The sequence below is a fragment of the Bacillus sp. OK048 genome (assembly GCF_900103525.1).
Lineage (GTDB): Bacteria > Bacillota > Bacilli > Bacillales > Cytobacillaceae > Neobacillus.
This window is the reverse complement of record NZ_FNHN01000005.1, coordinates 161,622-174,458: the sequence shown is the minus strand read 5'-3', so window position 1 is coordinate 174,458 and position 12,837 is coordinate 161,622. Positions and strand designations below refer to the sequence as shown.

Genomic DNA, 12,837 nt, shown 5'->3' with positions numbered 1-12,837 from the left:
TCCATATGTTTAACATGCTATTTGGGTTAAAGGATATTCACACGGTTATTGCAAATCAACGAAAAATTGGCGGTGCCGCAGAAGCAGATTCGATTCGTCTATCTTCGGGTGAAACCTATTTAAACCCGGTGTTTACTAATGTTGATTTCTCAAAAGGACAGTATGTATCGGTTGGTTTTATTGATGGAGAAGGACAAAATATTATTGCACATGTCGACCAAATTGCGGTCATAAAAGGATTAGAGCATAAATTAATCTGCCAGCTTACTAACACTTATATTAAACAAATGTTGGTCCGTGATACATTGCAATACTTACAAAAGCTTTGTGAAGTGAATGCTGGATTCGTCACTAAAACGTTTAAAAAAGAAGCTCTAAGACTTGTTCAGGATATCAGTGTGAATGAATTACAAAAGCACAATATCTCACTTCCATTCCCTGTTGAAGAAAAAATAATAAAGTTGGCATAGGAAAAACGAGAGATGCTCATCAAGTAAAAAATTTAAAAGACTCAAGGATTGACGTATGCATTAGCAGACGTTTTTTTTTGTATATTAAGGTGATTTGTCAATAAAGACTGCTGATTATCGCACTAGAATCAAGAGGTTCCGCATTTATCGATTGGGGGGTTTAGGTTAAGCTTCTGGCTAAGAAATAGGCGGAAAAACTCCGCTTAATTTGAAACTTTTAATAAAAAGGGGCTAAATAAACGGAGTGATTCCGCCTATTGACTTAAAAAATACAAATTATTGGTGATTTTGCATTACATAAGCGGAAAACCTCCGCTTATATCCCCCGAAATGAGCTCCATTTTGTAATTAACCGGAAAATCTCCGCTTATTTTACTCTTGCCGGTTAATCGAGTATAGGTAAGACGTTTTATTTCAAGATGAATTACTGTGAACCATATCATAAGTAAGTGAAATATGGTTTATTTATTTTTTATAAAGAAACTCACCATTGCTATGGCGAGTTCAAGGACTTCTACTTTATTTATCGGATTTCTGCCTGGCAGGCCAAGCGATATCCGGTTGCTACTTCACTTTTTAACCTTTTCTGCTCCAGCTCGTTTGGATCAGATAGCCCATGACCTTTTATTACCTTAACTGTGCACTGGCCGCAAGTACCTTTGCGACATTTATGCTGGATTGCCTTTCCTTGACTAAGGGCAGCATCCAGCAACTTTCCTTTTACAGGTTGAATTTCGAATCTGCTACCATTTTGCTCAACAATAATCCCAACTTGATGAGATTTTTCAGCTTCAGCATGTTGTGGTTTTTCTGTTCGATCAGGTATCGAAGCTGGTTTTGCCATCAGCCTTCCTGGTATAAGGGAGCCAACTGTGAATACTCGATTATTCATTAGTCCCCTATTGATTCTAGCGTGCAGATGGCTGATGGGCGCTTAATTCGTAAAACCACTGTTTCAAAAACACGGAAAGGGTGGTTCAATCCTTCCTCCCCCAAGTAAGCTGTCTCAAAATCCTCGGATACTGCCAAATCTAAATTATTTCGACCCGTATTCACCAGCACACCTGATTTCCCTTTTAAAACTGGTGATTGGAATACCCCATCGGTTACCAATTCACGGATATGTTCAATTTCTAATACATTGGTATCACGATGGACACGATGAATCAGCGAATACAGCTGTGGCGATAAGACAAGTGCGAAGGGACCATTATGATTCATCTCCAGCAGCTTATTTCTTGCATCGACAATATCTTGAAAGGCATTTCCTGACTCGAACCACTCACCAATCAAATGCGTGATTCTTCCTGGTACATTCATTAAACCTGGGATGTCAAATTCCCTAGCACCGTGAAAAATCATTTGGTCCTCTAAAATCGCCACATCACGTGCCGCATTTGCAGCAGGCGAAAAATCAATCGGAATATCTAAAACCTTGGCCTGCTCTAGGTCACGCCAATATAATACAAAATCCTTATAAAGCATTGGAATCGTATAGTTTACCCGTTTACTCGATTCAATATCGTAATCAAATGACCCTTGAAAATCCATTTTAGCTTCTAAATTCTCTGAAAAAATGTCATTAAAAATACTTTGTACACCTCGTCCCAGGGGGCCATACAATTCAATAAAGCGCCGACCTACCAATTGCCTCCGTGCGTTATCAATGACAGTTTGGTCCAATTGAGCAAATTCTTGATTTGATAACGGAGCATCCGGGTATAATTGTGTTTTGTTCATTTGTCTATCCTCTCTTTTCTTAAATTAGGCTTCCAACCGTAAACCCTTTTTTCTGTTTCGATGGAGCGAAGTGTGTATCCATGGTTGGGGTGGTTGTTCTGTCTAAATGATCATGATGTTCATCGTGATGCGCATGCGGGTCCACATAATTGGTATCAAATCGACTGTTAATTTCGATTAGCATTTGTTTTACCTGTTGATAATCCTTATAGGAAACTTCCCTTAGGCTATTTAATAAACTACTTCGCTCTGCGTCTTTAAAGCGGAACAGGGCTAAATCTAGATGTTCGACGAAATTATGTAAACCGAATTTTTCAAGATTCAACTCCTGTAAAAGTCGATTAAATTCATTGTTTGTGGGAGAAAAGTCTTTCTCGTCATTTACTTGTTGAAATTTACTAATGAGCGGTATAAGTACAACTAAGCGGGATAGTCTTTGTTCTTCTTCTTCATATATATGGTGATAATACAGTCGCTCATGTTCATCTGTAGCATTTTGTATGACCGGGTCTAGCATATTCATGAATTTTTCAATCGCGTCCTTAGTTGTTGTAAAAATATGATAAAAAACTTTCAGCTCTTCCTGCAATTCCAACACCTCCTATTACTACTCACTCCCCGTCATTATTGACGGTTAATTTCTTTTCTAAAACCTTGCATGACAATCTTTTGAACAGATTGGTTTTATGAATAACTCCGGTCGATTGAAACATAATAACAATGGCTATTATCACACCATAAGGAGGAAAAATAGATGATGCAAAACCAGCAGGGTCAACAAGGACAAATGCACCAAAACATGCATACAGGAAATGTCCCGCCACAGCTAAATCATGGCGGGCATGAGGTTATTGACTTAAATGAAGTTTTAGGGGCAGTAATTGGTACATTGAATTCGTACATGTTAGTGCGTCAACATGTGAAAGACCCAGAATTACTAGACATCCTGGATCACCAATATAAATTTATGCAGGACGAGTACAACATCACTGTCGAGTGCTTCAAGACAGGACAAAATCCTTCCCATCCTACATCAAGGTATGAAATGAAGCAGGGCAACGATTTTATTTATGGGATGAAGCCTGCCCAGCCAAAGAAACCTTGGCAATCCGTGTCTGAGATTAATGATGAATACATTTCAAGCTGTTTGCTGGCATCTTGTAAATCAGGCGCTTCCATGAAAACGATGGCTGCACTTGAGACAACGAATCCAGTTGTGCGCCGTGTGCTTGCTGATTCGATACCAAATTGCATTGAAATGGGTTATGAACTTTCCATTTATCAAAATAAACATCATTACTATCAAGTGCCACAGCTAGCTGAGGCAGACATGAACCATTACACAAATGCATTCGCAACGGCACAAGGAATGCCAATGGGACAAAATATGGGCCAAATGCAAATGCCAAATAACAATATGAACATGAACAACATGAATAACAAACTACCTCATTAAAAACAAAAAGCTATTCTTCTTTTTTCGAAAGAAGGATAGCTTTTTTGGCAAATAAAAAAGACCAGCATCTCTACTGATCTTGTTATCCACCTTATGTTTTCAATCCACATACCCATAAAGAATACGAAAAAATTCAACTTTGAAAAAGATTTGTTAACCTAAAAATATATTCCCAATAAGAAGATAAATAAAAACCACCAAATATGTATTTGGTGGAGACGGCGGGACGTGCGTTTCCATGCTTTCGTCATGGCACTGACTATATCTTGAACCTGCATAAGAACAGGTCCTCCGGCGTATTATGCGAAATATAATTTTTACCTTCATGAGGCAAGATTTCGCATCCTAGTACTACCATTTGGAAATGGCAGCCTATAAGTCGATACACGGCTGTTGGATTACTCCACATACCGCTCGGCATTGCCCTATCGCATTTAAGCGACGTAGGTTTCACCGATAAAGCCGAATTTTCACTTATGTGTTACCACATAAGGCGACTAAGTTACTAATCGAACCCGCGTCCAAAGATATCGGCACTTAAGCTTCTACGAGTGTAGTCGACATATTGGCGCTTCGCTAATCCTTCTGCCTATCGACAGGCGTCCGGTCAGCTAGTCTGGTTGTTCTCTTCCTTCGCCCTCAGACGGTGGACTCCGGCGTAGCCTACTAAGAGTGAGTCCGCTACCCTACCACATAGGCGATGGAGGGGCGAACAGCTATGCAGTTATTAAGCTGCGAAAGCTAGGTTGTTGTTAGTTTTGCCAGTTATAGGCGTTGACGTTTTAACGAGGCCGATCCCCTCGACTCGCAACCCAAGCTCGAACTACCCCTGTCGAATCCGTAGCGCCCCCATTATAAAATGTGCTAAATCTACTTAAAGATTTTAGCAAGCGTTAGGATGCTCAACAATAGTTTGAGCAAAAGTTTCTCATCGCTTCTTAGCGACAACCTTATTATAACACACTGAACAGATTTTTCAATTGTAATTTTTTGTCACTACATCTTTTGACGTTCACGAAATGCACGCTCAATGTCACGCTTAGCTTCTTTTTGCTTCAAAACTTCACGTTTATCAAAATTCTTTTTACCCTTTGCTAACCCTAATAAAACCTTAGCAAAGCCATTTTTTAAATAAATCTTTAAAGGGATTAGCGCATAACCGGCTTCTCTTGTTTCTCCAAAAAGCTTATTAATTTCCCGCTTATGGAGCAAAAGCTTTCTTTGTCTCAATGGATCGTGATTATAGCGATTTCCTTGCTCATATGGGCTCACATGCATATTTAATAAATGCATTTCACCATTATGGATTCTTGCATAGGAATCCTTTAAATTCACTTTGCCGGCACGTATTGATTTGATTTCTGTTCCTTGTAGCACAATACCAGCTTCGTATGTCTCTTCAATAAAGTAATCATGGTATGCCTTTTTATTTTGCGCAACCACTTTCCCTATACCTTTTGGCATGTCTCTCACCTCGTTATGGGTTAATTTTAGCAGAAAAATGCCGTCATAACAATTGAAAGCAGGAACAAGTAATCAACTCTACATTTATAGTGCCCGAAGACCCGCCTAAACTTGGAGTACGGCAACTATAGAGCTTCTATAGTTACCCTAACCCCTCCCGAATCCGGTTTACGGGCACTATAGAGCTCCTATAGTTACCCTAACCCCTCGCGAGTCTGGATTACGGGCATTATAAAGCCCCTATAGTGACCGAAACTCCATACAATCCGGAGTTACGGGCACTATAAAGGCCGAAACGAATAAAATATTATCTCTTTTTATTTTTCCGCTTAGTGCTTTTGTTTTTAGGAACATTATCGTAAAACTTCTTTTTCTTTCTTGTTCCCGAACCCTGACCAGATCCTTCTGACTTCTGACCTCCACTGCGGCCATCCGGCTTATTGCGGCGCGGCTTTTTCGTATCGCTGCCAGTTTTAAATACCTTCGTCGTCTCGGTTCGTTCTCTACGGGTGCCTTTCATTCCGACGATTTCAAAGTCGATAGAGCGTTCGTCCTTATTGACTTTGACGACTCTGACGGTGATTTCATCGCCAATTCGGAACACATTCCCTGTCCGCTCGCCAATCATTGCGAAATGACGCTCGTCAAAGCGATAGTAATCATCGGTCATATAGCTAACATGAACAAGACCTTCAATCGTATTTGGCAGCTCGACAAACATCCCAAAATTGGTCACCGAGCTAATAATACCATCATACTCAACACCAATCTTGTCCTCCATGTATTCAGCTTTCTTTAGCTCATCCGTTTCACGCTCGGCATCAACTGAACGACGTTCCATTTTTGATGAATGCTGAGCAATTTCAGGCAATCTGGCATTCCATTTCTCCCTAGTCGTCTCATCAAGTTTTCCTTCGATTAAATACGTCCGGATCAAGCGATGAACAATCGTGTCAGGATACCGGCGAATTGGCGAGGTGAAATGAGTATAAAACTCTGTCGATAATCCAAAGTGTCCAAGACTTTCCGGATCATATTTTGCCTGCTGCATCGACCGTAACATAACTGTCGAAATAACCATCTCTTCCGGCTTTCCTTTTACCTCTTCAATAATTTCCTGAAGGGCCCGTGGATGAACATCATTCGCCGTTCCTTTGACAATATAACCAAAGTTGGTGATAAACTCGAAGAACCTCCTCAGCTTGTCTTCCTTTGGATCCTCATGGATACGGTAAATGAACGGTACTTCCATCCAGTGAAAGTGCTCTGCTACCGTTTCATTAGCTGCCAGCATAAATTCTTCAATTAATTTTTCCGCCACCGAACGTTCACGGAGCACAACATCTAATGGTTTACTTTCTTCATCCACTAACACCTTTGATTCTTTAAAATCAAAGTCAATTGCCCCACGTTTCATTCGTTTCTCACGCAAAATTTGCGCCAGTTCCTCCATTTGTTCAAACATCGGAACAAGAGATTCATACCGCGAACGTGTTTCTTCATCTTTATCCACTAATATCTTATTTACATCGAAATAGGTCATTCTCTCGGTAGTTTTAATCACACTTTGAAAAATTTCATGATTCACAACTACGCCTTCTGGGTTTATTTCCATATCACATGATAATACTAAACGGTCAACTCTTGGATTTAGTGAACAGATTCCATTTGATAACCGATGTGGAATCATCGGGATAACCCTGTCTACTAAATAAACACTTGTTGCCCTTTCTTCTGCCTCTAGGTCGATTGGCGTTCCTTCTTTTACATAATAGCTGACATCTGCAATATGTACGCCAAGTTTATAATTTCCATTCTCAAGCTTCGTAACCGTAACGGCATCATCAAGGTCTTTTGCGTCGGCTCCGTCGATCGTGACAATCGTTTCATTCCTTAAATCGCGGCGATTTACCAATTCGCTTTCCTCAATCGTTTCAGGTGTCTCATTTGCCTGCTTTAAAACTTCATCTGGGAAAGACATCGGCAGACCATGCTTATGAATTACAGAGAGAATATCAACACCAGGGTCATTTTTATGCCCAAGAACCGTAATAACTTCTCCTTCAGCACTTTTCCGGCCTTCTGGGTAGGTGATTAATTTAACGACTACTTTATGACCTTCAACCGCTCCCTTAGAGGCAGATTTTGGGATAAAAATATCACTCGCAAACTTTTTATCATCTGGAATAACAAAGCCAAAGCTTTTGCTCTCTACATAGGTACCAACAATTTGCTGAACTCCGCGCTCTAGAATGCGGATAATGCTGCCTTCTCTGCGCTGACCAGAGCTTTCGGATGAAATGCGGGCAAGTACGGTATCTCCGTGCATCGCGGTATTGGTTTCATTCGGCGGAATGAAAATATCATCCATTCCCGGCTCATCTGGAATCACAAATGCGAATCCTTTGGCATGTCCTGTTAATTTTCCTCGAATGAGGTTCATTTTTTGCGGTAAGCCGTAGCGGTTGCTGCGTGTCCGCACGACTAACCCTTTTTCTTCCATTTGAACGAGTGCTTTCACAAATTCTTTAAAATCACTCGAATCGGTGATTCCAAATGCTGCTTCTAATTCCTGGACGGTTAACGGTTTGTAAGCCTCGTCCTTCATATATTGTAAAAGCTTGTCAACATGCAGTTGTATATTATCTTCCAATAAAATCCCTCCTTAAAGGATTAATTTTGCCATTCTAATTTTTCTAAAAAGGCGTAAATATCTTCATGAAGCTGATCACGCTCTTTATCTAACGTGATCACATGTCCTGATTCTTCGTACCATTTAATTTCTTTTAAGACTGACTCCACTTCACTGTATATGATGTTTGCACTTTCTGTGTTTATCATTTTGTCATTGCGAGCTTGAACCACGAATGTTGGTGCATAGATCATGTCAACATGGTCACGGACATCTGAAATCAGTGCTTGCAGCGCCTTCAAGGTTGTCATCGGTGTTTTCCTAAACTCATTCATTTCTATTTCGATTCGTTCTTCGTTTTTTCCTTCCCGCACCTTATATTCACGGGCATACTCGAGAATTCCTTGATACATGACTTCTTCACTTTTTATGTACATGGGTGCACACATTGGTACAATGCCTTTTATAGGTACAGTGTAACCCAATTTTAGGGAAAATACGCCACCGAGGGAAAGCCCACCTACTGCAATTTCTTCATATCCTTGATTTTTCAAGTAATTGTAGCCATTTATGACATCCTGCCACCAATCATCTGGACCCGTCTGCACTAATTCCTCTGGCGGAACTCCGTGCCCTTTGTAGTGGGGCGCATGACAGGTATATCCCCTTTTTTCTAAAAAGCGTCCTAACATCCGAACATCGGCTGAATTACCAGTGAATCCGTGAAGTAATAAAACTGCACGTTTTCCTCCTCTAAACATAAAGGGTTTTGGCACAGCTATTTTCATAATAAAAACTCCTTTGATCAATAAAATCCATTATCTTAGTTTAAGCAAACAAGGGGCTAACATTCCAGAAAAAAGCCTTCAATAATTTTATTCAATAAAAAAACCTGACTATTAAGCCAGGTTTTTGAGCATTCTTTATTAAACTTCGAAGTATGCAACTAAGACAGCAAGAATAATGAAAAGAACTGCTAACACAACTGTAATACGGTGTAGAATCAAGTCAAGTCCACGTGCTTTTTGTTTACCAAATAAGGTTTCTGCTCCACCTGAAATGGCACCAGATAATCCAGCACTTTTACCCGATTGCAATAAAACAACTAGAATAAGTCCAATACTAACGATTACTAATAATGTAACCAAAAATGCATGCATGTAAGCTACCTCCTGTAGTTCGTACATTTCACAGTATTTTTAATTTACCATATTATTGGCCATTTAACAATACCAGACTTTGTGTCAGGATTCAGGAAATCGTAGTGATCCAGTTACCTTTTTATATTATGTTTGGGTCACTTCAGCACCTCTGCATTGACCCAAATGCCTCTTCCGAATGCTCTTCGGTCACTCCAGCACCCCTGCATTGACACAAATGCCTTTTCTGGATGCTCGTCGGTCACTGCAGCCATGAAAAAGCACTCATGCGTCCATGAGTGCCTTAGCTTATGGTGATTATTTTCTTAGGTTATAGAAAGATTTTAATCCGTTGTATTGTGCTGTTTCACCTAATTGGTCTTCAATGCGAAGTAATTGGTTGTATTTTGCAACACGGTCTGTACGTGATGGTGCACCTGTTTTGATTTGACCTGCATTTGTCGCAACAGCGATGTCAGCGATCGTATTATCTTCTGTTTCACCAGAACGGTGAGAGATAACAGCTGTGTAGCCAGCACGCTTCGCCATTTCGATAGCATCAAAAGTTTCAGTTAATGTACCGATTTGGTTAACTTTGATAAGGATTGAGTTACCAATTCCTTTTTCAATACCTTCAGAAAGCTTCTTCGTATTTGTAACGAATAGGTCATCCCCAACTAATTGAACTTTTTTACCAAGACGCTCAGTTAGAAGCTTGTGACCTTCCCAATCGTTTTCATCTAAACCGTCTTCGATAGAGATGATTGGATATTTAGTAGCCATATCCTCGTACCAATCAACCATTTCAGCAGAAGTTTTAACAACGCCTTCTCCAGCAAGATGGTATTTTCCATCTTCTTTGTTATAAAACTCAGAAGATGCAGCGTCCATTGCCAAGAATATTTCTTCGCCAGGCTTGTAACCAGCTTTTTCAATTGCTAGAACAATGGTTTGAAGTGCTTCTTCGTTAGAGCCTAGGTTTGGAGCAAATCCGCCTTCATCCCCAACAGCTGTGTTAAGTCCTTTTTCTTTAAGAACTGATTTTAAGCTGTGGAAAATTTCAGCACCCATACGAAGGGCTTCTCTGAAGTTAGGAGCTCCTACAGGCATAACCATGAATTCTTGAATATCAACGTTGTTATCCGCATGCTCGCCGCCGTTTACAATGTTCATCATTGGAACAGGAAGCTGCTTCGCGTTGAATCCACCAAGGTATTGATATAAAGGTACATCTAAGTAGTTTGCAGCAGCGTGAGCTACAGCCATAGAAACACCTAAAATCGCATTCGCACCTAATTTACCTTTGTTTTCAGTACCATCAAGCTCAATTAGAGCATGGTCGACAGAAACTTGATCTAATACACTAAATTCTTCCCCAACAAGATGTGGAGCAATAATTTCGTTTACGTTGTCTACTGCTTTCAATACACCTTTACCAAGGTAACGTTCTTTATCCCCATCGCGAAGTTCTACTGCTTCATACTCACCAGTTGAAGCACCGCTTGGAACTAGTGCACGGCCAAATGCGCCTGACTCAGTAAAAACTTCAACTTCAACTGTTGGGTTACCGCGGGAATCTAATACTTCTCTTGCATATACGTCTACAATAAATGGCATTTAATTTCTCTCCTTTTAATATAAAAATTAATTAATTAATGATTTTCCTGTCATTTCTTCTGGCTGGTCTACACCAAGCAGCTTTAACATTGTTGGAGCTAGATCTCCTAAAATTCCGCCTTCACGCAATTCAACGTCTTTCTTTGTGATAATGACCGGAACAGGATTGGTGGTATGAGCTGTCATTGGATCACCTTCAAGGGTGATGACTTCATCTGCATTGCCATGGTCAGCTGTAATAATAGCCGATCCACCTTTTTCAAGAATTAAATCAACAATTTTACCTAAGCATTCATCAACCGTTTCAATGGCCTTAACAGTTGGTTCAAGCATTCCTGAATGGCCAACCATATCAGGGTTAGCAAAATTCAACAGAATGGCGTCAAACTTATCGTCTTGTATTTCCTTAAGAAGTGCGTCAGTCAATTCATAAGCACTCATTTCAGGCTGAAGATCATAAGTTGCAACCTTAGGTGAATTTATTAATATCCGCTCTTCACCAGGGAACTTGTCCTCACGGCCGCCGCTCATAAAAAAGGTTACATGAGGATATTTTTCTGTTTCGGCAATTCTTAATTGCTTCAATCCATTTTGCGACAATACCTCTCCTAATGTATTATCCAAGTTAGAAGGTTTAAACGCAACATATCCGTCTACCGATTCACTGAAATGTGTTAAACACACAAAGAATAAATCACGCGGATGTTTCTCACCACGGTCAAACGGACGGAAATCTTCGTTCGTAAATACGTTGGAAATTTGGATCGCACGGTCTGGGCGGAAATTATAGAAAATGACAGCATCATTGTCTTGTATAGTCGCAACAGGGCTACCATCTTCCTTGGTAATCACGGATGGAATGACGAATTCATCAAAAATTCCATGCTCATAGGAATCCTCTACCACATCTAATGGATTGGTATAGGTCGGGCCATCGCCATAAACCATTGAACAATAAGACTTTTCAACACGCTCCCAGCGCTTGTCACGGTCCATTGAATAATAACGTCCAGAGATGGTTGCAAATTCACCAACGCCATACTCATTAATTTTATCCAACGTTTGTTGAATATATGTTGTCGCTGTTTTTGGACCTACATCACGTCCATCAAGGAAACCATGAATATAAACCTTTTCTACGCCTTCCTCTTTTGCCATCTTCAATAGCGCAAACATATGATTAATATGGCTATGTACTCCGCCATCCGATAACAAGCCAAATAAATGTAAGTTTGTGCCATTTTTCTTTACATGGTCCATCGCACCGCAAATGGTTTCATTTTTTTCAAATTCACCTTCACGAATGGCAACATTTACACGTGTTAAGCTTTGGTAAACAATTCGGCCAGCACCAATATTTAAATGCCCGACTTCGGAGTTACCCATTTGTCCCTCTGGAAGGCCAACTGCTTCACCGGAAGCCGTTAAATGCGAGTGTGGGAAATTATTCCAATACCGATCGAAATTTGGTTTTTTTGCATGATAGACTGCATTCCCTTTGTGTTCATCCCTGCATCCAAATCCATCTAGAATGATGAGGGCAACGGGAGACTTACTCATAGCTTCCTGCCTCCAATAGCTGCAAGAATGAGCGAGCTTCAAGACTTGCCCCGCCTACAAGAGCACCATCGATATCTGGCTGTGCCATATATTCTTTAATATTTTCTGGTTTTACACTGCCGCCGTATTGAATTCTAACTTCATTTGCAACTTCTTCGCTAAACTGTTTAGCAACTACTTGACGAATGTGTGCACATACATCATTTGCATCCTGTGAAGTTGAAGATTTGCCTGTTCCGATTGCCCAAATGGGTTCGTAGGCGATGACTGTTTGTTTTACTTGGTCATCTGTTAAACCTGTTAGTGCTTTTTGAATTTGTGTAGCAACGAAATCCATTGTTTCGCCATTTTCACGCTGTTCTAGTGTCTCACCACAGCAAACGATTGGCGTCAAATTATATTTAAAGGCTGCACGTGTCTTTTGATTAACAGACTCATCAGTTTCATTAAACATTTCTCTGCGTTCTGAATGGCCAATAATGACATAGTGAACACCAATTTCAGAAAGAGGTTTAGGGCTGATTTCACCTGTAAACGCCCCGCTCTCTTCAAAATGCATGTTTTGTGCGCCAATTTTCACATCTGTTCCCGCTGTAATTTCTACAAGATTTTGTAAAAATAAAGCAGGGGCACATATGATAGAATCGATTTTTTCATGATTTGGTACTTGTCCCTTTACTTCCTCAGCAAAGCTCTTTGCTTCAGCAAGTGTTTTATTCATTTTCCAGTTACCTGCAATAATTGGTTTACGCATACTGG

12 protein-coding genes and 1 other RNA gene are annotated in these 12,837 nt (G+C 40.3%); 2 read left to right on the top strand and 11 right to left on the bottom strand.

What is annotated here, in order from left to right; genetic code table 11:
* Nucleotides 1-5 precede the first annotated feature (5 nt).
* Nucleotides 6-470 (top strand): hypothetical protein, encoded by a 465-nt coding sequence (locus BLR86_RS11280; RefSeq protein WP_090761397.1) that lies wholly within the window; start codon nucleotides 6-8, stop codon nucleotides 468-470.
* A 523-nt stretch (nucleotides 471-993) separates the two neighbouring features.
* On the opposite strand, the gene BLR86_RS11275 is transcribed toward BLR86_RS11280, so the two are convergent.
* Genes BLR86_RS11275 through BLR86_RS11265 form a run of 3 tightly spaced genes read right to left on the bottom strand, consistent with a single transcriptional unit; the run spans nucleotide 994 to nucleotide 2,799 of the window.
* On the bottom strand, nucleotides 994-1,362 hold the full coding sequence (locus BLR86_RS11275) for a 2Fe-2S iron-sulfur cluster-binding protein (protein ID WP_090761395.1): 369 nt from the start codon (nucleotides 1,360-1,362) through the stop codon (nucleotides 994-996).
* Nucleotides 1,362-2,210 (bottom strand): family 1 encapsulin nanocompartment shell protein, encoded by an 849-nt coding sequence (locus BLR86_RS11270; RefSeq protein ID WP_090761393.1) that lies wholly within the window; start codon nucleotides 2,208-2,210, stop codon nucleotides 1,362-1,364. Before BLR86_RS11270 ends, BLR86_RS11275 begins: the two co-directional genes overlap by 1 nt.
* A 19-nt stretch (nucleotides 2,211-2,229) precedes the next feature.
* Entirely contained in the window at nucleotides 2,230-2,799 is a 570-nt protein-coding gene (locus BLR86_RS11265) for an IMEF encapsulin system ferritin-like cargo protein (RefSeq protein WP_090761391.1), read from the bottom strand.
* A gap of 168 nt (nucleotides 2,800-2,967) precedes the next feature.
* Here BLR86_RS11265 and BLR86_RS11260 point away from each other — a divergent pair, with 168 nt between their 5' ends.
* Nucleotides 2,968-3,666: a spore coat protein gene (locus BLR86_RS11260; protein ID WP_175492868.1), complete on the top strand. Its 699-nt coding sequence runs from the start codon at nucleotides 2,968-2,970 to the stop codon at nucleotides 3,664-3,666.
* Between the two features lie 506 nt (nucleotides 3,667-4,172).
* Here the strand turns inward: BLR86_RS11260 and ssrA are convergent.
* The 8 genes from ssrA to tpiA all read right to left on the bottom strand — a co-directional run bounded on the left by ssrA (nucleotide 4,173) and on the right by tpiA (nucleotide 12,832).
* Nucleotides 4,173-4,509, bottom strand: a transfer-messenger RNA (tmRNA) gene (gene ssrA / locus BLR86_RS11255).
* Between the two features lie 153 nt (nucleotides 4,510-4,662).
* Complete coding sequence (smpB, locus tag BLR86_RS11250) at nucleotides 4,663-5,130, bottom strand: SsrA-binding protein SmpB (protein WP_090761389.1); 468 nt, start codon at nucleotides 5,128-5,130, stop codon at nucleotides 4,663-4,665.
* Between the two features lie 307 nt (nucleotides 5,131-5,437).
* On the bottom strand, nucleotides 5,438-7,783 hold the full coding sequence (gene rnr / locus BLR86_RS11245; RefSeq protein ID WP_090761387.1) for a ribonuclease R: 2,346 nt from the start codon (nucleotides 7,781-7,783) through the stop codon (nucleotides 5,438-5,440).
* Nucleotides 7,784-7,803: 20 nt separating this feature from the next.
* Nucleotides 7,804-8,550, bottom strand: a complete 747-nt coding sequence (locus BLR86_RS11240) for an alpha/beta hydrolase (protein WP_090761384.1) — start codon at nucleotides 8,548-8,550, stop codon at nucleotides 7,804-7,806.
* A gap of 138 nt (nucleotides 8,551-8,688) precedes the next feature.
* Nucleotides 8,689-8,922, bottom strand: coding sequence for a preprotein translocase subunit SecG (gene secG / locus BLR86_RS11235; RefSeq protein WP_090761382.1), 234 nt, complete (start codon nucleotides 8,920-8,922; stop codon nucleotides 8,689-8,691).
* 297 nt (nucleotides 8,923-9,219) lie between these two features.
* The gene (gene eno / locus BLR86_RS11230; RefSeq protein WP_090761380.1) at nucleotides 9,220-10,518 is read right to left on the bottom strand and encodes a phosphopyruvate hydratase; all 1,299 of its coding nucleotides are present in this window, start codon (nucleotides 10,516-10,518) and stop codon (nucleotides 9,220-9,222) included.
* 27 nt (nucleotides 10,519-10,545) lie between these two features.
* On the bottom strand, nucleotides 10,546-12,078 hold the full coding sequence (gene gpmI / locus BLR86_RS11225) for a 2,3-bisphosphoglycerate-independent phosphoglycerate mutase (RefSeq protein ID WP_090761378.1): 1,533 nt from the start codon (nucleotides 12,076-12,078) through the stop codon (nucleotides 10,546-10,548).
* The gene (gene tpiA / locus BLR86_RS11220; RefSeq protein ID WP_090761376.1) at nucleotides 12,071-12,832 is read right to left on the bottom strand and encodes a triose-phosphate isomerase; all 762 of its coding nucleotides are present in this window, start codon (nucleotides 12,830-12,832) and stop codon (nucleotides 12,071-12,073) included. The genes gpmI and tpiA overlap by 8 nt, the downstream gene beginning before the upstream one ends.
* Nucleotides 12,833-12,837 lie beyond the last annotated feature (5 nt).